The sequence below is a fragment of the Phaeovulum vinaykumarii genome, assembly GCF_900156695.1.
Lineage (GTDB): Bacteria > Pseudomonadota > Alphaproteobacteria > Rhodobacterales > Rhodobacteraceae > Bieblia_A > Bieblia_A vinaykumarii.
Genome location: NZ_FTOM01000001.1, coordinates 837,112 through 858,167, shown reverse-complemented (window position 1 = coordinate 858,167; position 21,056 = coordinate 837,112). Strand labels below are relative to the sequence as shown.

At 70.9% G+C, this 21,056-nt stretch carries 22 protein-coding genes; 9 read left to right on the top strand and 13 right to left on the bottom strand.

Annotated features, from left to right (window positions below; genetic code table 11):
- Positions 1 to 7: 7 nt before the first annotated feature.
- From cbiB to BW949_RS03975, 3 genes are read right to left on the bottom strand one after another with little or no spacing between them, the layout of a single operon-like run.
- Entirely contained in the window at positions 8 to 955 is a 948-nt protein-coding gene (gene cbiB, locus BW949_RS03985; protein WP_407947222.1) for an adenosylcobinamide-phosphate synthase CbiB, read from the bottom strand.
- Positions 952 to 1,785, bottom strand: a complete 834-nt coding sequence (locus BW949_RS03980) for a hypothetical protein (RefSeq protein WP_076363582.1) — start codon at positions 1,783 to 1,785, stop codon at positions 952 to 954. The genes cbiB and BW949_RS03980 overlap by 4 nt, the downstream gene beginning before the upstream one ends.
- Positions 1,782 to 2,372 (bottom strand): histidine phosphatase family protein, encoded by a 591-nt coding sequence (locus BW949_RS03975; protein ID WP_076363581.1) that lies wholly within the window; start codon positions 2,370 to 2,372, stop codon positions 1,782 to 1,784. Before BW949_RS03975 ends, BW949_RS03980 begins: the two co-directional genes overlap by 4 nt.
- 49 nt (positions 2,373 to 2,421) lie before the next feature.
- Here BW949_RS03975 and cobU point away from each other — a divergent pair, with 49 nt between their 5' ends.
- From cobU to BW949_RS03945, 6 genes are all read left to right on the top strand, one after another.
- Positions 2,422 to 2,928: a bifunctional adenosylcobinamide kinase/adenosylcobinamide-phosphate guanylyltransferase gene (cobU, locus tag BW949_RS03970; RefSeq protein WP_076363580.1), complete on the top strand. Its 507-nt coding sequence runs from the start codon at positions 2,422 to 2,424 to the stop codon at positions 2,926 to 2,928.
- 2 nt (positions 2,929 to 2,930) lie between these two features.
- Complete coding sequence (gene cobT, locus BW949_RS03965; protein ID WP_076363579.1) at positions 2,931 to 3,950, top strand: nicotinate-nucleotide--dimethylbenzimidazole phosphoribosyltransferase; 1,020 nt, start codon at positions 2,931 to 2,933, stop codon at positions 3,948 to 3,950.
- The gene (locus BW949_RS03960) at positions 3,947 to 4,711 is read left to right on the top strand and encodes an adenosylcobinamide-GDP ribazoletransferase (RefSeq protein ID WP_076363578.1); all 765 of its coding nucleotides are present in this window, start codon (positions 3,947 to 3,949) and stop codon (positions 4,709 to 4,711) included. Before cobT ends, BW949_RS03960 begins: the two co-directional genes overlap by 4 nt.
- Before the next feature lie 171 nt (positions 4,712 to 4,882).
- Positions 4,883 to 6,865: a heavy metal translocating P-type ATPase gene (locus BW949_RS03955; protein WP_083947564.1), complete on the top strand. Its 1,983-nt coding sequence runs from the start codon at positions 4,883 to 4,885 to the stop codon at positions 6,863 to 6,865.
- A 111-nt stretch (positions 6,866 to 6,976) separates the two neighbouring features.
- The gene (locus tag BW949_RS03950) at positions 6,977 to 7,279 is read left to right on the top strand and encodes a lipid-A-disaccharide synthase N-terminal domain-containing protein (protein WP_076363729.1); all 303 of its coding nucleotides are present in this window, start codon (positions 6,977 to 6,979) and stop codon (positions 7,277 to 7,279) included.
- On the top strand, positions 7,276 to 7,998 hold the full coding sequence (locus BW949_RS03945) for a glycosyltransferase family 2 protein (RefSeq protein ID WP_076363577.1): 723 nt from the start codon (positions 7,276 to 7,278) through the stop codon (positions 7,996 to 7,998). The genes BW949_RS03950 and BW949_RS03945 overlap by 4 nt, the downstream gene beginning before the upstream one ends.
- Before the next feature lie 39 nt (positions 7,999 to 8,037).
- On the opposite strand, the gene pip is transcribed toward BW949_RS03945, so the two are convergent.
- Positions 8,038 to 9,021, bottom strand: coding sequence for a prolyl aminopeptidase (pip, locus tag BW949_RS03940; RefSeq protein ID WP_076363576.1), 984 nt, complete (start codon positions 9,019 to 9,021; stop codon positions 8,038 to 8,040).
- A gap of 83 nt (positions 9,022 to 9,104) precedes the next feature.
- Here pip and ubiG point away from each other — a divergent pair, with 83 nt between their 5' ends.
- Positions 9,105 to 9,854, top strand: a complete 750-nt coding sequence (ubiG, locus tag BW949_RS03935; RefSeq protein WP_076363575.1) for a bifunctional 2-polyprenyl-6-hydroxyphenol methylase/3-demethylubiquinol 3-O-methyltransferase UbiG — start codon at positions 9,105 to 9,107, stop codon at positions 9,852 to 9,854.
- On the opposite strand, the gene BW949_RS03930 is transcribed toward ubiG, so the two are convergent.
- From BW949_RS03930 to BW949_RS03915, 4 genes are all read right to left on the bottom strand, one after another.
- Positions 9,832 to 10,269 carry a MarR family winged helix-turn-helix transcriptional regulator gene (locus BW949_RS03930; protein WP_407947236.1) on the bottom strand — a complete coding sequence of 146 codons (438 nt, stop codon included), beginning with the start codon at positions 10,267 to 10,269 and terminating at the stop codon, positions 9,832 to 9,834. The two genes, ubiG and BW949_RS03930, sit on opposite strands and share 23 nt — an antisense overlap.
- 65 nt (positions 10,270 to 10,334) lie before the next feature.
- On the bottom strand, positions 10,335 to 11,165 hold the full coding sequence (locus BW949_RS03925) for a carbon-nitrogen hydrolase family protein (protein ID WP_076363573.1): 831 nt from the start codon (positions 11,163 to 11,165) through the stop codon (positions 10,335 to 10,337).
- 4 nt (positions 11,166 to 11,169) lie between these two features.
- Positions 11,170 to 11,421 carry a glutaredoxin 3 gene (gene grxC, locus BW949_RS03920; protein ID WP_076363572.1) on the bottom strand — a complete coding sequence of 84 codons (252 nt, stop codon included), beginning with the start codon at positions 11,419 to 11,421 and terminating at the stop codon, positions 11,170 to 11,172.
- A gap of 83 nt (positions 11,422 to 11,504) precedes the next feature.
- Entirely contained in the window at positions 11,505 to 12,263 is a 759-nt protein-coding gene (locus BW949_RS03915; RefSeq protein ID WP_076363571.1) for a ComF family protein, read from the bottom strand.
- Between BW949_RS03915 and BW949_RS03910 the strand changes: the two genes are divergently transcribed.
- Together BW949_RS03910 and hemH are read left to right on the top strand one after the other, a co-directional pair.
- Positions 12,262 to 13,128, top strand: coding sequence for a methyltransferase domain-containing protein (locus BW949_RS03910; protein WP_076363570.1), 867 nt, complete (start codon positions 12,262 to 12,264; stop codon positions 13,126 to 13,128). The two genes, BW949_RS03915 and BW949_RS03910, sit on opposite strands and share 2 nt — an antisense overlap.
- A gap of 52 nt (positions 13,129 to 13,180) precedes the next feature.
- A complete protein-coding gene (gene hemH / locus BW949_RS03905) occupies positions 13,181 to 14,248 on the top strand; it encodes a ferrochelatase (protein ID WP_076363569.1) in 1,068 nt (355 codons plus the stop codon).
- A 65-nt stretch (positions 14,249 to 14,313) separates the two neighbouring features.
- Here hemH and BW949_RS03900 read toward each other — a convergent pair whose 3' ends face one another.
- From BW949_RS03900 to BW949_RS03880, 5 genes are all read right to left on the bottom strand, one after another.
- Entirely contained in the window at positions 14,314 to 15,960 is a 1,647-nt protein-coding gene (locus BW949_RS03900) for a DUF4139 domain-containing protein (protein WP_076363568.1), read from the bottom strand.
- A gap of 151 nt (positions 15,961 to 16,111) precedes the next feature.
- A complete protein-coding gene (locus tag BW949_RS03895) occupies positions 16,112 to 17,134 on the bottom strand; it encodes an aspartate-semialdehyde dehydrogenase (protein ID WP_076363567.1) in 1,023 nt (340 codons plus the stop codon).
- Positions 17,135 to 17,195: 61 nt separating this feature from the next.
- Positions 17,196 to 18,380 (bottom strand): MFS transporter, encoded by a 1,185-nt coding sequence (locus BW949_RS03890; protein WP_076363566.1) that lies wholly within the window; start codon positions 18,378 to 18,380, stop codon positions 17,196 to 17,198.
- A 124-nt stretch (positions 18,381 to 18,504) separates the two neighbouring features.
- Complete coding sequence (gene recQ / locus BW949_RS03885) at positions 18,505 to 20,571, bottom strand: DNA helicase RecQ (RefSeq protein WP_076363565.1); 2,067 nt, start codon at positions 20,569 to 20,571, stop codon at positions 18,505 to 18,507.
- A gap of 19 nt (positions 20,572 to 20,590) precedes the next feature.
- Positions 20,591 to 20,884 carry a YggT family protein gene (locus tag BW949_RS03880; RefSeq protein WP_076363564.1) on the bottom strand — a complete coding sequence of 98 codons (294 nt, stop codon included), beginning with the start codon at positions 20,882 to 20,884 and terminating at the stop codon, positions 20,591 to 20,593.
- Positions 20,885 to 21,056 lie beyond the last annotated feature (172 nt).

Here is a 21,056-nt window from a genome sequence, read left to right as displayed (position 1 = left end):
CGTGCTGTTACAGCGCGGCGAATAGCAACAGCACCACCCCCAGCGCAATCATCGCGCGCCGATAGATCTTGAGCCCCGAGATCAGATGCGTGGGCGTGGGATCGGGCGCGGTGCCATTGATCCAAGGTTCGTCCACGGTCTTGCCGTCGTAGATGCGCGGCCCCGACAGGCGCACGTCCAGCGCGCCGGCAAGGGCGGCTTCGGGCCAGCCGGCATTGGGCGAGCGATGCGAGGAGGCATCCGCCGCCACGGTGATGAGGCTGCGCGTCGCCTGCCCCGAGGTCAGGCAGAGCAGCAGTGCCGTGATCCGGGCGGGAATGAAATTGGCCACGTCATCAAGGCGCGCGGCCGCCCAGCCGAAGGATTCGTGGCGCGGCGTGCGGTGCCCGATCATCGAATCGAGCGTGTTGATCATCTTGTAGCCGACGATGCCGGGCAGCCCCAGCACCACGCCCCAGAACACCGGCGCCAGCACCCCGTCCGAGGAATTCTCGCCCAGCGATTCGAGCGCGGCACGGGTGAGGCCGGGCTTGTCGAGGCTGGCCGGGTCGCGGCCGACGATCTTGGCGACCTCGGTGCGGGCGGCGTCGAGATTGCCCGACACCAGCGGCGCCACCACCGCCTTGACATGGGCATGCAGCGATTTCACCGCGATCAGCGGCCAGGCCAGCACGCCCGCGATCAGCCCGCCGATCCAGTTGTTCGGCAAGATCAGCTGCACGATCGCGGCCGCCAGCATCACCCCAAGGACGGCGATCGCCACCGCCATGACCCCGCGGATACGGCGCTTGCGCGGCGCGTCCCTCTCGCGGTTCATGCGCCGGTCGAGACGGTCGATCCAGGTGCCCATCCACATGACCGGATGCCCGATCCGGGCCTCAAGCTGCTTCGGCCAGCCGATGGCCGCATCAAGGCCAAGGGCCACCGCCATGGCCAGCGCCATTTCTCCGCTCATCTCGTTTCTCCCGCCCGAAAGTTCACCACGTTGCGAAAGCCCGCGCGCCGCAGGGCAAGGGCGGCATCGCGCGGCATCGTGCCGGGCGCGAAGATCAACCCCCGCGCGGCCCCAGTATGCCCGATGCACCACCCCAGCGCACCCGTCTCGCGCGCAAGACCGGGCGTCGGGTCGCCCGACAGTCCGCGCAGGGCCACAGTGCGGGCCGCCGAGGCAGATGCAAGGCCGCCGATCGCCGCAATGTCACGAAAACGTGACGCCGCGTGCCAGGGGGCGATCAGGTCGGAAATGTCGGGAAAGCGCATGTCGGCGGGATCGGTCCGCCGGGGCGGCCCGAAAAAGCCGCCCAGGATCTCGAGACGCGGCAGCGGCGGCAGTTCGGCCAGCACCCGCCCCGCGCGCGAGGCCCAGAGCAACCGCTCGGGGCGGGGGAACATCAGCGGGTCCGACGCGCCCTCGGCGGCGATGCAGGCCCGCGCCAGATCAAGCGGGGGGCCGTCAAAGCCCGCCAGCCGCGCCAGCACCGCCAGCGCCGCGGTCGACACCCCGGCCCCGCCCCCGGCCTCCATCTCGGCGCGCAGGGCAAAGCGGCCGCGCAGCGACAGCCCCAGCGCGCGGGCCATGCGGCGGGCGCGCTGGGGCGTCGTCAGGCGCTGGCCCGCGCCGTGGAGCGCAAGCCCCGTGCCCCCCAGCCCCGAGCCCCCCAGCCATCGCCCCGATACCCCCAGCACCGGGCAGGGCAGCGTGACCAGCGCGACCGGCCCGTCGGGACCGATCCGCCCCTGGAGCAATTCGCCGAAATGGCCCGAAACGCGCAGGCTTGCGGTCATCGTGGTGCCCGGTTGACCCAGCCGACGGCCCAGCCATCGGGCAATGCCAGGATCTGGGTCGAGGCCAGCGGGTCGATGCGGAACGCGAGCCCCGCCTCGACGCGCCCCAGCGCCAGGGACAGCGCCGCGCGCGCGGTTCCGGCATGGGCGACAAGGGCGATGCGGGCCCCGCGCGTCCGCGGATCGGTGCAAAGATCTTCCAGCGCGGCATGGGTGCGGGCGCATTGCGCGGCAAAGCTTTCGCCGCCCGGCGGCGCGTGGCGGGCCAGCTCCTGCGCGCTGATCGCGCCCCAATCGGGCAGGTCGGCATAGGGCTGGCCCTCCCAGGCGCCGTAATCCTGTTCCCACAGCCGCGGATCGGTGGGGAATTCCGCGGCATCTGGCCACAGATGGGCGGCTGTCTGCCGGCAGCGCAGCGCGGGGCTGGTCAGCACCCGGTCAAACGCCCCCAGCGCCGCCGCCTGCGCCCGAAACGCGGCGCTGTCGGTGCAATCGGCGGGCACGTCGCGCCGGCCGGCCAGCCGCCCCCCGGTCAGCGCCGGGGCATGGCGGATCACGACGATCTCGGTCGTGCGGTCGGATGCCATCCTTTTCCCCCCTTTCGCTGCCGGGCCGTTTCTGCTTTGTCACGCGGCCATGAGCAAGACGATACTGGTCACAGGTGGCGCGCGTTCGGGCAAGAGCGCATTGGCCGAGAGCATGACGCTGGGGCTGGGCCGGCCCGCGGTCTATATCGCCACGGCCACGATCTGGGACGACGAGATGGCCGCCCGCGTGGCCGAGCACAAGGCCCGGCGCGGTCCCGAATGGCACACGGTGCAGGAGCCGCTGGACCTGGTCGGGGCGCTGGCGGCCAGCGACGGGCAGGGCCCGCGGCTGGTCGATTGCCTGACGCTGTGGCTGACCAACCTGATGCTGGGTGAACATGACTGGCGGGCCGCGGGGCAGGCGCTGTGCGCGGCGCTGCCCGAACAGACCTCTCCGGTCGTCTTTGTCACCAATGAGGTCGGGCTCGGCATCGTGCCCGACAATGCGCTCGCGCGGGCCTTCCGGGACGCGGCGGGAACGATCAACCAATGGGTCGCGGCGGCCTCGGACGAGGTCTGGTTTACCGTCGCGGGCCTGCCAATGAAGGTGAAGTGAGCATGAGCCAGAATCCCTTTCCGCTGTCCTCTCTCGAGGAACTGCGCAGCCTTGCCGACCGTCTGCCGGGTGCCGACGAGACCGCCCGCGAAGGCGCCATCGCGCGTCAGGCGCAGCTGACCAAGCCGGTCGGTTCGCTCGGGATCCTCGAGGAGACCGCCTGCCATTTCGCCGCCTGGCAGGGCCGTATCAACCCCGAGATCAAGCGCGCCCAGGCGCTGGTCTTTGCCGGCAACCACGGCGTCGTGGCCCAGGGCATCAGCCCCTTTCCGCAGGAAGTCACCGTGCAGATGGTGGCCAATTTCCGCACCGGCGGCGCCGCGATCAACCAGCTGTGCCGCGCGGCGGGCGCCGATCTCGAGGTGATCGAGATCGACGGGCTGAACCCCACCAGGGATTTCACCGTTGAACCGGCGATGACGCCCGAGGAATGCCTCGCTGCGCTCAACACCGGGGCGGCGGCCGTGGACCCGGAGGCGGACGTCCTTCTGGTCGGCGAGATGGGCATCGGTAACACCACCATTGCCGCGGCGCTGGCCGCGGGGGTCTTTGGCGGCACCGGCGCCGATTGGGTGGGGCCGGGCACCGGCCTGAACGCCGAGGGCCTGATCCGCAAGGCGGGCGCCGTGGACAAGGGTGTTGCGCTGCATGGCCATCTGGATGCGCTGGGCGTGATGGCTGCGCTGGGCGGGCGCGAGGAAGCCGCGATGGCCGGCGCCGTTCTGGGCGCGCGGGCCAAGGGCGTGCCGGTGATCCTCGATGGCTTTGTCTGCTGTGCGGCGGTGGCGCCGCTCTTCGGGGCCGATCCGCGGCTGCTGGACCATTGCCTTGTCGGTCATGCCTCGGCCGAGCCGGGCCACGTCAAGCTGCTCGACAAGCTGGGCAAGACGCCGATGATCCAGATCGGCATGCGTCTGGGCGAGGCCTCGGGCGCGGCGGTGGCGCTGCTGCTGGTGCGCGCGGCGCTCGAATGCCACAACGGCATGGCGACCTTTGCCGAGGCCGGAGTGACCGAGGCATGAGCCGCCTGTCCGACCGGCGGGCCGAGGCGCAGGTGGCGATGATGCTGCTGACGCGCCTGCCGGCCGGGCATATCGGCAGCCCGGCGCCGCGTTTTGCCGATGCGGCCTGGGCCTTTCCGCTGGCGGGGCTGGCCATGGCCGCGGTGTCGGGGGCGGCGCTTGCGCTGGCGCTGGCGCTGGGCGTGCCGGCGGCCCCCGCGGCGGGGGTGGCGCTGGCGGCCGGGGTGCTGGCCACCGGCGGCATCCACGAGGACGGCCTGGCCGATTGCGCCGACGGCTTTGGCGGCGGCCATGACCGGGCGCGCAAGCTCGAGATCATGCGCGACAGCCGTATCGGCAGCTATGGCGGGCTGGCGGCGATGCTGTCGCTGGGGCTGCGCTGGACCTCGCTGGCGGCCATCGCCGCGGTGGCGCCGCTGATGGCGGTGCTGGGGCTTGCGGCGCTGGCCATGGCCTCGCGCGCGGGGATCGCGGTCGGAATGGCGCGGCTGAAGCCCGCGCGCAGCGACGGGCTGGGCCACATGGCCTCGGGGGCCGGCGGCTGGCGCGTGGGCGTGGCGCTGGCGCTGGGGGCGCTGGGCCTGGCCACGCTGGGCGCCGCGGCGCCGGTCGTCCTGGTGGCGATCGCGCTGGCGCAGGCGGCGATGGCGGCGCTGGCGATCCGCCAGATCGGTGGGCAGACGGGCGATGTTCTGGGCGGCATGCAACAGGTCGGCGAGATCGCCGGCTGGCTGGCGCTGGCCGCCTGGGTCACGGCCTGAGACCCGGCCCCTGACACGCCCGCCCGTGCCGGCGCCGCTGACCGGGGGCCGTCAGCTTCCGGTCAGCTTGGCCGTGTTAGAGACCTCTGCGGCGCCGGCGCCCCTGTTTCGGGGCGGCCGCGCGCGCTAGTCTTTTCCAGGCCCAAGGCAGCCCCGCGTACGAGGCGACCCATGCATAATCCCGACCAGACGTCCCGCCCCGGTCACGAAGGGCGCGCCATCGCGCTGAGCATTCTTGCCGTGGCGGGGCTGGTGATCGGGCTGACGGGCGGCTGGCTGGGGCCGCGTCTTGCGGCAGGGCTTGGGGCGGGGCTGCCTGGCGGCTGGCCCGCGGGTCTGCCGCTTGATCCCGGTTCGGGCCTGCGTGCGGCGGGGCTGGGCCTTGTCTATCTGGCCGGGGGTGTGCCGGCCGCGGTTAGGGCGCTGCACGAGCTGCGCCACGAACACCGCCTCGACATCGAGCTTCTGATGGTGATTGCCGCGCTGGCGGCGGCGGGCGTGGGCGCGCCGGTCGAAGGGGCGGTGCTGCTGGTTCTCTTTTCCGTGGCCGGCACGCTCGAGACGCTGGCGATGGGCCGCGCGCGCCGCGAGGTCGAGGCGCTGATGGCGCTCCGACCCGACCGCGCGCATCTTCTCCAGCCCGATGGCAGCACGCAGGAGGTGCCGGTCAGCGCTCTCGTGCCCGGCGATCGGGTGATGGTGCGCCCCGGCGCGCGCATCCCCGTCGATGCCGAGATCGAGACCGGCGAGGGCGAGATCGACGAATCGAGCGTCACCGGCGAATCCCTGCCCGTGGCGCGCGGCCCCGGCGCGCAGGTCTTCGAGGCCACGGTCAACCTGCACAGCGTCTTGCGTCTGCGCGTGACGCGCGGCGCCGCCGACAGCACCGTGGCGCGGATGATCGCGCTGGTGACGCAGGCGCAGGCCGAACGCGCGCCCTCGGAACGCTTCTCGGACTGGTTCGGGCAACGCTACACCTGGGCGGTGCTGGGCGGCGCGCTCGTGTCGCTGGCGGTGCTGCTGGCGCTGGGCCACGGCTGGCACGAGGCGACCTATCGCGCCGCGGTTCTGCTGGTGGCGGCCAGCCCCTGCGCCATCGTCATCTCGGTTCCCGCGGCCATCCTGTCGGCGCTGTCGGCGGCGGCGCGCGGGGGCGTTCTCTTCAAGGGCGGCGCCGCGCTCGAGACCTTTGCCGCGGTGCGCGCCTTTGCCTTCGACAAGACCGGCACGCTGACGACAGGGCGGGCCGAGGTCACCGATCTGGCGGTGGCGCCGGGGTGCGATCCGCGCGCGGTGCTGGCCGATCTGGCCGGGCTCGAGGCCCATTCCGAGCACCCGCTGGCCGCCGCGATCCGGCGCGCGGCCGAGGCCCGCGGCATCGCCCCCAGCCCCGCCGAGGGGATCGCGGCCGTGCCCGCGGCGGGTATCGCGGGGGTGGTCGGTGGCCGCAGGCTCTGGGCGGGGAACCGGCGGATGGCGCGGGACATGGGCGCCGATCCCGCCTGTCCCGAGGCCCCGGAGATGGCCGCGCTGGCCGATGGCGCGCATACGCTGATCTGGCTGGGCGAGGGGCCGCGGGTGCTGGGCGTGGTGGCGCTGGCCGACCGGGCGCGCGCCAATGCGCCGGCGGCGCTGGCCGCGCTGCGCGACGCCGGGATCGGCCGGCTGGCGATGCTGACCGGCGACCGCCCCGAGGTCGCCCATGCCGTGGCTGCCGATCTGGGGATGGACCGCGCCGAGGTGGCCGCGGCGCTTTTGCCCGAGGACAAGGTCGCCCATGTCGCGCGGCTGGGCACGACGGGCCGGGTGGCCTTTGTCGGCGACGGGGTCAACGATGCCGCGGCGCTGGCGCGGGCGGATGTGGGCATCGCCATGGGCGCGGCGGGCAGCGAGGTGGCGCTTCAGGCCGCCGATGTCGCGCTTCTGTCCGAGGATCTGGGCCAGCTGGCCGCCGCGCATCGGCTGGCCCGCCGCACCGCGCGCGTGATTCGCCAGAACCTGATCCTGGCCACGGGGGCGATGCTGGTGCTGGTGGTCGGCGCGCTCTGGGGCAAGCTGCCGCTGCCGCTGGCGGTGGTGGGCCACGAGGGCGGCACGGTGCTGGTGGTGTTGAACGGGTTGCGGTTGCTTTTCGATCCCATTCGCCGCGCCTAGGCAAGCTTTCGCCACCCCGACGTGGGGGCGCGCTTGACTTTGGGCCGCGCCTTGCCGAATGAGGCCGAAAGCGGGCGGCCGCCGCGTGCCGCCTGCGACGACGGGGTTCTCATGTCTGCGCAATTCATCTGGATCGGCATCGGCTTTCTGGGCCAGGCGCTGTTCTCTGCCCGGTTCCTTGTCCAGTGGCTGACCAGCGAGATGCGCCGCGAAAGCGTCATCCCGGTGGCGTTCTGGTATCTGTCGCTGGCCGGGGGCGCGACGCTTCTGACCTATGCCATCTGGCGCAAGGATCCGGTGTTCATTGCCGGGCAGGGCTTTGGCCTGCTGGTCTATGCCCGCAACCTGATCCTGATCCACCGCAAGGGCCGCACCCCCCGCGAGGACGCCGCCACGGACGGGGACAAGACATGACCGACGCGCCCGCCGTTTCCGTTGTCCTGCCCGCCAAGGACGAGGCCGTCGCGCTGGGCACGCTGCTGCCCGCGATCGCGGAGGTTCTGTCGGACACCCCGCACGAGATCGTCGTGGTCGATGACGGCTCGTCGGATGACACGGCGGCGGTGGTGCGCGCTCTGGCGGCCGATCTGGCCCAGATCCGGCTTTTGCGCCATCGGCACGCCTGCGGCCAATCGGCGGCGCTGCGCAGCGGGGTCGAGGCCGCGCGCGGGGCGCTGATCGTCACGCTCGATGCCGATGGGCAGAACCCGCCCGAGAACCTGCCGCGGCTGATCGCGCCCTTTGCGGCGGGCGATCCGACGCTGGGTCTGGTGCAGGGCCAGCGCATGAAGCGCCAGGACACGCTGGCCAAGCGCCTGGCCTCGCGCGCGGCCAATGCGCTGCGCGGGCGGCTTCTCAAGGACGGGGTGCGCGATTCGGGCTGCGGGATGAAGGCCTTTCCGCGCGCGGTCTATCTGCGGCTGGCCTATTTCGACCATATCCACCGCTTCATGCCGGCGATGGTCCGGCGCGAGGGCTACCGCATCGAGGTGGTCGACGTGACCCATGCCGAACGGCAGGGCGGCGCGTCGAAATACACCAATCTTGGCCGCGCGCTGGTGGGGGCGGTCGATCTGCTGGGGGTGGTGTGGCTTCTCAACCGCCGCCGCCTGCCGCAGCTGCGCGACGACTGAGCCCCCGGCACGAGGCCCCCCGGCGACGGGCCGGGCCGCTCAGTTCCGCGGCCAGCTGCGCAGGCCGTCCATCACCCGCACCAATTCGTGCCCGATGGCGGGCTCGGACAAGGCATGGCCCGCGCAGGGCACCATGCGTAGCTCGCAGGCCGCCCAGCCCTGTGCCAGCTTCCACGCCGAGACCGGCGGACAGATCATGTCCTGACGGCCCTGCACGATGGTGGCGGGGATATGCTCGATCCGGTGGCGGTCGCGCAGGATCTGGCCGTCGCATTCCAGGAAGGCGCCATTGGCGAAATAATGGTTCTCGAGCCGCGAGAAGGCGCGCGCATATTCGCCCGGCGCCTCGCCCGTGCGGCCGTCGCTGTCCACGCTGGCCAGCGCGTTTTCCCATTGCGCCCAGATCCGCGCGTGGCGGATTTCCGAGGTCAGATGCCCCGAGAACAGCCGCTTGTGATAGGCCGCGATCATGTCGGAGCGCTCGTCCTCGGGGATGGGCGCGCAGAAGGTCTGCCACAGATCGGGAAAGAAACTGGCCGCACCGCCGCCGTAGAACCAGTCCAGCTCGGCGCGCGTGGCCAGGAACACCCCGCGCAGGATCAGATGGCGCACCCGCTCGGGGAAGGCCTCGGCATAGAGAAGGGCCAGCGTCGCCCCCCACGAGCCGCCGAAGACGAACCAGCTGTCGATCTCGAGAAGGGTGCGGATCTGCTCGATGTCGCGCAGAAGATGCGCGGTGGTGTTGGCAATGACCGCGGCATGCGGCCGCGACAGCCCGCAGCCGCGCTGGTCGAACAGGATCACGCGATAGATCATCGGGTCGAAATAGCGCCGCATGGCCGGGTTCGAGCCGCCGCCCGGCCCCCCGTGCAGCACCACGACCGGCAGCCCCGCGGGATTGCCCGATTGTTCCATGTAGATTCGGTGCCCGTCGCCCACATCCAGCATGCGCCGGTCGAAGGGTTCGACCTGCGGATAAAGAAATGTGCCCGATGCGCGCTTTTGGCCTGCGGTTCTGTCCATGGGCGCACTATATAACGCGAAAGCCGCCGTTGCCACGGGCGCGCGGGCAGAATGGACGCAAAGACTGACGAAGGGGTTTCAAGATGCCGGGTGAACAGCCGACCAACACCGTCGATCCCGCCGAAGTGGCGAAATTCGAGGCGATGGCCGCCGAATGGTGGGATCCCAACGGCAAGTTCCGCCCGCTGCACATGATGAACCCCTGCCGGCTGGAATACATCACCACCCAGATCGCCGCGCATTTCGGCCGTGACCTGAAGGCCGAGCGCCCGTTCGAGGGGCTGCGGCTGCTCGACATCGGCTGCGGCGGCGGCCTTCTGTCCGAACCGATGGCGCGGCTGGGGGCCATTGTCGTGGGCGCCGATGCCGCGGCGCGCAACATCCCCGTGGCGCGCATCCACGCCGAACAGCAGGGCCTGCCGATCGACTATCGCAACACCACCGCCGAGGCGCTGGCCGCCGACGGCGAGGTCTTCGACGTGGTGCTGAACATGGAGGTGATCGAGCATGTGGCCGACCCGCAGGCCTTCCTGACCACCTGCCACGGCCTGCTGCGCACGGGCGGGCTGATGCTGTGCTCGACGCTCAACCGCAACCCCAAGAGCTTTGCCATGGCCATCGTGGGCGCCGAATACGTGATGCGCTGGCTGCCCAAGGGCACGCATGAATGGCAGAAGTTCATCACCCCCGACGAGCTTTATGACCTGATCCGCAAGGCCGGGCTCGAGCCGGTGGACCGCCGCGGCATGGTCTTCAACCCGATCACCTGGGGCTGGAGCCTGTCGCCGCGCGATCTGTCGGTCAATTACGTCACGGCTTCGGTCCGCCGCTGACGGGCGGCGGCGCGGGCGGGGCGGGGGCATCCGCGCCCAGCCGCGCGCGCAATTCACGCAGGACCGGCAGTGCGGCGCGCACCTTCTCGGCGCCGATCGCGCGCACCACATCGGTGATGACCGGCATGAAGGCGGCCAGCGCGGCATCGCGCGCCGCCCGCCCCGAGGGGCTGATCGACACGAACTTGCGCCGCGCATCGTCCCAGTCGGGGCGGATATGGACATGGCCGGCCCAGTCCAGCTTGCTCAGCGTGTTGGTCATGGCGCCGCGGGTGACGTGAAAGGCCGCGGCCAGCTGCGCGGGCGTGCGTTCCTCGCCGATATGGGCCAGGTGGTTCAGCACCGAGAAATGCGAGATCTCCATGCCGCGCGGCAAGGTCCGCGAGATGCGGTTGCGCGCCAGCTGGTCGGCCATGAAGACCTCGGCGAAAAGCGCCGCGGCCAGCTTTTCATCGGCCTCTGACACCGCCGCGTCCCCCCTCAGGGCCCGTCGAAGGGGCGGTCGTGGGTGATGGCGGGGACGCGCGCGCGCGCCTGTGCCACCGCGTCCAGATCCAGATCGACCAGCGTCACGCCGGGCTCGGTGCCGCCATCGGCCAGAACCTCGCCCCAGGGGGCAACGGCCAGCGAATGGCCGTGGGTGCGGCGCGGCTTGCCCGCCTGCGCGGGGTGAAAGCCGCATTGCGCCGGGGCCAGCACGAAGCAACCCGTCTCGATGGCGCGGGCGCGCAGGAGCACCTCCCAATGGGCAGCGCCGGTGGTGTCGTTGAAGGCGGCCGGCACGGTCAGGATCTGCGCGCCGGCCTTGGCCAGGGCCCGGAACAGATAGGCAAAGCGCAGGTCATAACAGATCGCCATGCCGATGCGCGCGGCCCCCAGATCGGCGGTCACGGCGCGCGTGCCGGGGCGGTAGCCTTCGGATTCGCGGTAGCGTTCGGTGGCCGAGACATCCACGTCGAACATGTGGATCTTGTCATAGCGCGCCGCGATCGCCCCGTCGGGCGCGATCAGGAACGAGCGGTTGGCAAAGCGGCCGTCGGGGTCGTCGGTCCTGAGCCCGAGCGAGCCGATCAGCAGCCAGATCCCCAGATCCCGCGCCTGTGCGCACAGCGCCGCCAGCGTGGGATCGCGGGCTTCGGGGTGCAGCACCTTGCGTTGCCAGGCGCGGTCCGAGGACAGGCAATTGGTGCATTCCGGGGTCAGCACGAAATCGGCGCCCCCCGCCGCGGCCTGGCGGATCAGATCCTGCGTGACGGGCAGGTTGGCGTCGGGGTCGTCGCTCACCGACAGCTGGATCAGTCCCGCGCGCATCGGCCTAGCCCTTCAGCAGCGGATCGAGGTCGCCGGCATATTCCAGCGCGTGCAGCTCGTCGCAGCCGCCCACATGGCGCGCGCCGATCCAGATCTGGGGCACCGAATTGCGCCCGGCGCGCGCGCGCATCTGCGCGCGATCGGCCGGGTCGGTCACGTCGATCTCGGTATAGGACGCGCCCTTGGCATCCAGCAGCCGCTTGGCGGCGATGCAATAGGGACAGGTGGGGGTGGTGTAGATCTCGATCTGCGGCATGGGCTCCGGGCTCTCCTGCGGTTCTGCCAGATATCGCGCAAACCGCCCCCCGGTGCAACGTGGCGGCGCCCGCAGGGGGGGCGTCAGTCCCGCGCCACGCGCGCCAGCACCACCACCGACACCGAGACCGCCCCGGCGTCGAGACAGGCGCGCGTTGCCGCCCTCAGCGTCGCGCCCGAGGTCATCACGTCATCGACCAGCAGCACGGGCCGGCCTTGCATCAGGGCGCCCCGGCGGGGATGGGGGGCGATGGCGCCGGCCAGATTGGCGTGGCGGGCGTCGCGGTCGCGGCCCTCCTGGCTGGGGGTGGCGCGGGTCCGCTGCAACAGGTCGGGCGCATGCGCAAGGCCCAGCCCGCGCGCCAGCGCCCGCGCCAGAAGTGCCGACTGGTTGTAGCGCCGCGTCACCAGCCGCAGCCGGTGCAGCGGCACCGGTGCCACGATCGTTTCCGGGCTTACCAGCGGGCGGGCGGCGCGGATCATCCACGCGGCCAGGGGTTTCACCAGATCCAGCCGGTCGCCATGCTTGAGCGCCAGCACCAGCCGCCGCCCGGTCCCGGCATAGCGCAGCGCCGCGCGGCCGTGATCCCAGGGGGGCGGCGCGGCCAGACATTCGTCGCAGTGGAGGGGCGCGCCCGCATCCGCGTCCTCGGCGGCGCCGGGCAGGGGGGCGCCGCAGCGCTCGCAACAGGGGTCGGTGATGAAGTCGGCCTCGTGCCAGCAGGCGGGGCAGAGCCCGAAATCCGAGGCCACGGCCTCGCCGCAACACAGGCAGCGGGGCGGGAACAGCAGATGCACGGCATCTAGAATCCCGCTGCGAACCGCTCTAAGGTCGCGCGCCATGACGAAGCCCCCTGTTCTGACCGACCGCGCCGCCCTCTTGCGTGCCCGATCCCGCGCCAAGGCCAAAGGCCTGGCCGATTTCCTGCACGACTCGGCAGCCGTCGAGATCAAGGAGAGGCTGAACGAGGTTAACAGAACCTTTACGGACATGGCCGTGGTCAGCGGTTTCCCCGAATTCTGGGGGGCGCGCTTCCCGCAGGCCCGGCAGCTGGCCGACGATCCGGTGCTGGATCTTGCCCCGGCCAGCCTTGATCTGATCGTGCATGCGCTGGCGCTGCATTGGGCCGATGATCCGGTGGGGCAGGTCGTGCAATGCGCCCGCGCGCTGCGCCCCGACGGGCTGTTCATCGCCGTGGTGCCGGGCGGGCAGACCCTGGCCGAGCTGCGGTCGTGTCTGGCGGCGGCGGAAAGCCGGCTGACGGGGGGGCTGTCGCCGCGGGTCGTGCCGATGGGCGAGATCCGCGACCTGGGCGGCGTATTGCCGCGGGCAGGGCTGGCGCTGCCGGTGGCCGATGTGGTCAATCTGACCGCAAGTTACCGTGATGCCTGGCATCTCATGCGGGATCTGCGCGCGATGGGCGAGACCAACGCCCTGGCCGCGCGCCGCCGCACCATCCCTCCGCGTGCCCTTTTCGACGAGGCGTCAAGACTTTATTCATTGAGTTTCGGAGATGATGACGGCCGTGTTCGTGCGAGTTTCGACCTGGTGTTCCTGACCGGATGGGCGCCGCATGAAAGCCAACAGAAACCGCTGCCTCCGGGGGGCGGAAGATGGCGCGGAACCGGGCCGGGATCCTTGCCCGAGGCCGCGTCGAACCCAGACGCGCCGGGGGTTCCCGGTTCCGAAAACGCGCCGCAAGATTGACCTGCGGCGCCGAGTGACTATCTCCCAGATCGGAACAGGCAAGAGACCGACAATGAACAAGCAGACCATCCTTCCCGGTGCGGGCCGGCTGGCCCATGCGCCCGCCGACCACCCGGCCGTGGCGCGCGCAAAGGTGGGGATCCTGCTGGCCAACCTCGGCACGCCGGATAATTACGACTATTGGTCGATGCGGCGCTATCTGAACGAATTCCTGTCGGACCGCCGGGTGATCGACTATCCCGCCTGGCGCTGGCAGCCGCTCTTGCAGCTGATCATCCTGACCAAGCGGCCCTTCACCTCGGGCGCCAATTACCGCGAGATCTGGAACCACGAGCTGGGCGAAAGCCCGCTGATGACCATCACCCGCGCCCAGACCGACAAGATCCGCGCCGCCGCGCGCGACCGCTGGGGCACGGATGTCGAGGTCGAATTCTGCATGCGCTACGGCAATCCCTCGACCCGCGAGGTGGTGAACCGAATGGTCGGGGCCGGCTGCGAGAAGATCCTGTTCTTCCCGCTCTATCCGCAATATGCCGGCGCCACCTCGGCCACGGCCAACGACCAGTTCTTCCGCGTCCTGACCGAGATCCGCCGCCAGCCCGCGGTGCGCATCGTGCCCGAATATTACAAGCGCCCCAGCTACATCGAGGCGCTGGCCGGTTCGGTCGAACGGGTCTATGCCACGCTCGAGCGCAAGCCCGACGTGCTGGTCGCCTCGTATCACGGGATGCCGCGGCGCTACATGCTCGAGGGCGACCCCTACCATTGCCAGTGCCAGGCGACCTCGCGGCTTCTGCGCGAGAGGCTGGGCTGGCCCGAGGGCGCCATCGACACCACCTTCCAGTCGGTCTTCGGCTCGGAGGTCTGGCTCAAGCCCTATACGGTCGAGCATGTCGCGGAACTGGCCCGCGCCGGCAAGAAGAACATCGCCGTCATCTCGCCCGCCTTCTCGGCCGATTGCATCGAGACCCTCGAGGAAATCAACGGCGAGATCCGCGAAGCCTTCGAGGAGGCCGGCGGCGAGAGCTTCACCTATATCCCCTGCCTCAACGACGACGACGCCCATATCACCGCGCTGATGGAGGCGGTGTCCGAGAACCTGCGCGGCTGGCTCGACTGAGCCCGCCCGCGGGGGCCGTGGCGCGGCCCCGCGCGGGCGGCCCTTTCCGCGGGCGCGCGCCGGGCCTAGCGCAGCACCTGGTCCGCGGGCCAGGTCAGTTTCGTCTCCAGCCGGATCGTGGTGCTGGCCCCGGCGGCCAGCGTGCTGTCCCAGGCCATGACCCCGCGCCGCCCCTCCAGATCGGTGACGTCGGGCCGGGGCGTCGCGGTCCAGTCGATGCGCAGATCCTCCTGCGTCGCGTAGGGCACGCGGTCGACGATGCGCAGCGGCCAGTCCGTTCCAGTCAGGTTCTCGGCGGTGATCTCGACGGTTTCGGTCATTTCGTTGCTGCGCGCGATCAGGCCGCGGTCGCCCTCGTTGGCCTCGGGGATGCGGCGCGTGATCTTGAGCCCGTCGATGGGGCCAAAGCCCATGTCCAGCGTATCGCCGGCCGCGGTCAGCGGCAGATCGGCCGTCCCCACCATCGCCCCGTCAAGATAGAGCGCCGCCGGCCCCGGCAGGATCACCTGCGCGCTGTCGTTGCGGGTGTCGGCCATCACATAGGCGGTCGCGTCGTGAAGGGGGGCGGCCTCGGCGCGGATCTCGGCGGGCAGGTCCAGCGGCGCCAGCTTCAGCCGCAGCGCCTCGACCCCGTCGCGCACATCGACCGGGGTCGGATAGACCCAGGTGACGGTGGCGCCCATCATCTCCAGCGCCGCGGTCTCGGCGATCGGCGCGGGCTCGGCCATGGCCTCGGGGGCCATCATCGCATCGTCCCCCTTGGCGCGCGTCGCCATCAGCGGGCGGGGCGCGTCCTTCGGCCCGATCCGCCGCAGCCAGGACGACACCTGCGAAGGCTGCGACCGATCCGCGGGCCGCGCCGTCGACAGCGTCAGCAGCGCCTGACGCCAATCCTCGCCCGAGGATTGCGAGACCAGCACGCCGCGGTCCACCACCAGCCGGCCCGCGGCGCGATCCAGCCGCAGGTCATAGACGGGCTGCCAGCTGGCGGCATCGGTGAAGGTGGTGATGCGCAGCGTCGCGGGCGCCCCGGCCGTTTCCAGCGCCAGCGACAGCGCGGCATGGTCGGTGTCGGCGTTTTCAAGCGCGGCCAGTGTCTTCCGGGCGGCCTTGAGCGCCTTTTCCTGGGGCTTGAGCGCGGCTTCGGCGGCGCGCGCCTCGATCTCGGCCTGTTGGGCGCGGGTGCGCGCATCCAGCGTGGCGGCCCCCATCTGGCGTGCCATTTCGGCCAGTGCGGCGGGATCGGCCTCGGGGGCGGCGATCTTCTTCAGAAAGGCCAGCTCGTCGCGCGCGGCTAGGGCGCGCAGCCGGATCGTCTTCACGGCATCCTTGCCCTCGCGCACGACCGCTGCCAGCCGCTTCACCTCGGCGCGGGCGGCGGCGATCGCGGGGGCGGGGGGCAGATCGGTCACGGGCTGGCGGTCGTCGATCAGGGTCACCGCGCCCACCGTCGCGCCTTCGGCGGTCACGCGCAGGCTCTGGCCGTCGGTCGTGGCGGGCAGGTCGGGCACGATGATCTCGTGCTGCCCCGGCGCGGCGTCGATCCTGACCTCGCGGGTGACGCTGGCCCCCCAGGGGTAGAGCGTCACCGCTGTCACCTGCGAGGGCCGCGACAGCGTGTCGGCCAGCGCGGGCATGGCGGCAGTGCACAGCAGCAATGCCAGCAGCCCGGTCGTGGGGCGGGCGGAGAATGTGGAACGCGAACGGATCATCGGCGGGCCTCCCTTTGGATGGCCCGAGCATCCCCCCGCCGGCGCCAAAAGCCAAGAGGGGGTGGCGCCCACGCGCGAAAGCCCGCCGGCATGCGAAAACGGCCCGCGCGGCATCCCGCACGGGCCGTCCGGTTCGGGAAATCGGGCGGGCTCAGCCCTTCTTGAGGCAGCGGTTGCCCAGCGTCTCGGCGATCTGCACGGCGTTCAGCGCGGCGCCCTTGCGCAGGTTGTCGGACACGCACCACAGGTTCAGGCCGTTCTCGATGGTCGAATCCTGGCGGATGCGGCTGACGAAGGTGGCGTAATCGCCCACGCATTCGACCGGGGTCACGTAGCCGCCGGGCTCACGCTTGTCGATGACCATGACGCCCGGCGCCTCGCGCAGGATATCGCGGGCCTCGTCCTCGTCCAGGAAATCCGCGAATTCGATGTTGATCGCCTCGGAATGGCCCACGAAGACCGGAACGCGCACGCAGGTCGCGGTGACCTTGATCGACGTGTCGACGATCTTCTTGGTCTCGGCGACCATCTTCCATTCTTCCTTGGTCGCGCCGTCTTCCATGAAGACGTCGATATGCGGGATCACGTTGAAGGCGATCTGCTTGGGGAACTTTTGGGGCGGCACCTCCGAGGTGGGGTTGTAGACCGCCTTGGTCTGGTCCCACAGCTCGTCCATGCCGTCCTTGCCCGCGCCCGACACCGATTGATAGGTGGACACCACGACGCGCTTGATGCGGGCGCGGTCGTGCAGGGGCTTCAGCGCCACCACCATCTGCGCGGTCGAGCAGTTGGGGTTGGCGATGATGTTCTTGCGGCTGTAGCCCTCGACCGCCTCGGGGTTCACTTCCGGCACCACCAGCGGGATCTCGGGGTCGTAGCGATAGAGCGAGGAATTGTCGATCACCACGCAGCCCTGGCTGGCGGCCAGGGGAGCGTATTTCTTCGTGGGCTCCGAGCCGATGGCAAAGAGCGCGATATCATAGCCGGTGAAATCGAACCCTTCGATGTCCTTGGTCTTGAGGGTCTTGTCGCCAAAGCTGACCTCGGTGCCGAGCGAGCGGCGCGACGCAAGCGCGACGATCTCGTCCACCGGGAACTGGCGCTCGGCCAGAATGTTGAGCATTTCGCGGCCCACGTTACCCGTGGCCCCCGCGACGACGACCTTGTAGCCCATCGAGGTCTCCTTTCAAACGACGGGCGGTGTCATAACCTGCGTGGGCCGGAAAAGAAAGGGGTCACGCGGGATCGGGCGTGCGCGAGAAGAGATAGAGCACGAGCCCCAGGGCCAGCGGCGCCAGGAAGAACAGGAAGAGCGCCGAGAAAGCCGCGGCCGGGTCGCCCGCCTCCGAGGCCTGGGCGAAGACCGGGCGCGAGCCGAATTGCGCCAGCCCCACGCCGACGATGGAAAAGAGGTTCAGAAGCGTCACCCCACGCCCCACCAGATGCGGCGGCAGGAAGGCCCGGCCATGCGCCATCAGCGCCGGATAGGACGACCCGAAGAACCCGACCGCGGCCAGAAGCAGCGTGACCGACGCAAGCCCCGCCCCCGGCATCAGCCACAGCGCCGCAAGGCTGGCCACCAGAAGCCCGTTGCCCAGGATGTTGACCCGCCGGACCGAGCCCAGCACCTTTTCGCCCGCGCCATAGGCGAAATTGCCCGCCACCATCGCCAGCCCCATGATCAGCGTCACATTGCCGATGGTCACGGGGTCGGCGCCATGGACCTGCGCCAGATAGGGCCCGGCCCAGACCCCGCGAATGCCGGCTGCGGCGGTGTAATTGACAAAGACCAGCGCCAGGATCGCCCACATGCCGGGCAGGCGCAGCAGGTCGCCCAGGCCGGCGGCCTCGCCGTCCTTGTGGGCCACCACCTCGGGGTCGCGGGTGAAGACGGCCACCGCCGCCGCCACCGCCAGCGTCACCGCCGCCAGCGCCCAGAGCGTCGGGCGCCAGCCCAGCGCCTCGATCACCCAGACAAGCGGCGTCGCCCCGGCGATGTTGCCCAGCGAGCCGATGCCGATCACCGCGCCCGCCAGCGCGCCGAACGCCGCCAGCGGATAGGTCCGCGCGATGATGAAATAGGAGCCCATCAGCACCGGCGAGCAGCCGATTCCGATGGCGATCATGGCGGCGTGAATGGCCCAGGGCCCCTGGGCCAGCGCAAAGAGGATCGCGCCGCCGCCCCCGCCCAGCGCCAGCAGCAGGCTGACCACCCGGCGCGGTCCGATCCGGTCGAGCGCCGCGCCCACCGGGATCTGCATCGCGGCGAAGGCGATGTACCAAAGCCCCAGCGAGGTCGCCAGATCGCCCGCATCGGCGCCGATCTCGGCCTTCAGCGTGGGCGACAGCACGGCCAGGAACGAGCGGTAGAACTGGCTCAGCACATAGCCCAGCACCAGAAACACGAGACCTGCGCGCATGATGTTCCTCCCTTGCTCGCGGCCCGTTCCCCCTGGGGGCCGAGCGCGCAGAGTGCCCGCCCGGCCGGATCAGCGCAAGAGGAGGAATTGCAACGGAAACAATCCCCTGCCGCGGGCGCGGGGGTCAGGTTTCCTCGGACAGAAGCGCCAGGAATGGTTCGGCAAAGCGGTCCAGACGCGCCTCGGTCATGCCGGCAATGCGCGCCAGGGCGGTGCGGTCGCGCGGCCGCGTCTCGGCGATGCGCGCCAGCGTGGCCGCCGGCAGGTCCATCGGCCGGCCGGTGCCATCGGCGCCGTGGCGCAGCGCCACCGCCGTTTCCGCCAGCCGGTCATAGAGCGATCCGGCCGCGCGCCCGGCCAGCTTGCGCCGCGCGGGGTGGGTCTCGGCGATGGCGCCGGCGATCACCTCGAGAAAGGCCTGGCCATAGCTTTCCAGCTTCTTGGCCCCGACGCCCGAGATCCGCGCCATCTCGTCCAGCGTGCCGGGCCGGGTCTCGGCCATCTCGATCAGGGTGCGGTCGGCAAAGACCACATAGGCCGGCACGCCCTGCGCTTCGGCAAGCGCGCGCCGCTTTGCCTTGAGCGCCGACAGGAGCGGCGCGTCATCCTCGGAGACCTGCCGGCGCAGGACCGGCCCCGAGGGCGCGCGCCGCACCAGATCGCGGCGCAGCGTGATCGAGCGTTCCCCGCGCAGGATCGGCCGGGCGGTCTCGGTCAGCACCAGCGCGCCGTGGCGGGAAGGGTCGGGGCGGATCAGGTCATGGCCCTGCATCTGGCGCAGGATCGCCTGCCATTCGTGGCGCGTCAGGTCGCGGCCCACGCCGAAGGTGGGCAATTCGTCGTGGCGGCGGGCGCGGATGCGGTCGGTCGTGGTGCCGGTCAGGATGTCGATGACGTGATTGGCGCCGAAGGACTGGTCGCTGCGCAGGATCGCCGAGAGCGCCTTGCGCGTGGCCTCGGTCGCGTCGAAGAGATCGGGCGGGCTGTCGCACAGGTCACAGGCGCCGCAGGGCCCGGCGTCCTCGCCGAAATAGGCCAGCAGCCGCACGCGCCGGCAGCCGGTGGCCTCGGCCAGCCCCAGCAGCGCGTTCAGCCGCTGGTGGTCGGCCTCCTTGCGTTCGGGCGGCGCGGGGCTCTCGTCGATCTGGGCGCGGCGCAGGCGGATGTCCTCGGCGCCATAGAGGGTCAGCGTCTCGGCCGGGGCGCCGTCGCGGCCGGCGCGGCCGATCTCCTGATAATAGGCCTCGATCGACTTGGGCAGGTCGGCATGGGCCACCCAGCGGATGTCGGGCTTGTCGATGCCCATGCCGAAGGCCACCGTGGCCACGACGATCAGCCCATCCTCGCGCTGGAAGCGGGCCTCGACCGCGCGGCGGGCCTCGGCCTCCATGCCGCCGTGATAGGCCACCGCCGGGTGCCCTTCGGCGCAGAGCGCGGCGGCCAGGCTTTCGGTCTTGGCGCGGGTGGCGCAATAGACGATGCCCGACCGGCCCCGGCGCGCGGCGGCAAAGCTCAGGATCTGGGCGCGGGGGCCGTTCTTGGGCTGGAAGGCCAGGTGGATATTGGGCCGGTCGAAGCCGCGCAGGAAGGTGCGGGGGGGCGCTTCGCCGAACAGGCGGCGGGCGATCTCGGTGCGGGTCTCGGGGTCTGCGGTGGCGGTGAAGGCGGCCAGCGGCACGCCCAGTTCACGCCGGAGCGCGCCGATGCGCAGATAATCGGGGCGGAAGTCGTGGCCCCATTGGCTGACGCAATGGGCCTCGTCGACGGCGATCAGGCCGACGCCCGCGCGCGACAGGAAGGCCGTCGTGCCGGATGCCGCCAGCCGCTCGGGTGCCATGTAGAGAAGGCGAAGCCGCCCCTCGCGCAGGGCGGCCTGCACCTCGGCGGTTTCCTCCTCGGTGTTGCCCGAGGACAGCGACCCGGCCTCGACCCCCGCGGCCCGCAGCGCGCGCACCTGGTCGCGCATGAGCGCGATCAGTGGCGAGATGACCAGCGTCAGGCCGGGGCGGCAGAGCGCGGGAAGTTGATAGCACAGCGACTTGCCGCCGCCCGTGGGCATGATCGCCAGCGTGTCATGCCCGGCGATGACGGCCTGGACGATCTCCTCCTGGCCGGGACGGAAATCGTGAAAGCCCCAGATCCGGGACAGAAGGCCACGGGGGTCCGCGGCGGCGGTCTCGGCCGCTGTCATGCCGCCGCCCCCTTGCGGATCAATAGCCGTAGAAGAAGCCTGCGTTGTTCATCAGCGCGCGCTGGGCGATGATGACGACGATGAACACCACCAGCGGCGCCAGATCCAGCCCGCCGGTGTTGGGCAGCATCCGCCGCACCGGGCCGTAGACCGGTTCAAGCAGGCGGTTCAGGCCATACCAGATCTGCCCGACGGTCGGCTGGCGGACGTTGAGAACCTGGAAGCTGATCAGCCAGCTCAGGACGATATGCGCGATCATGATGAACCAGACCACGTTCAGGATCAGCATGAGAGCTTCAAACAGCGTGCCCATCGGCGCCTCCGTCGGATGTGTGCGCCATGAGGTAAGCCACCAAGGCCCGCCTTGCAACCTGATGGCGCGGATTTGCCCGAAAGAGCCGGGGCGCGGTGGCGCCGGAACCATGCTGCCCATCTGATCGCGCGGCGTGCCGGGATGCTGTTTGCGCGGCGCGCCGGAATACTGT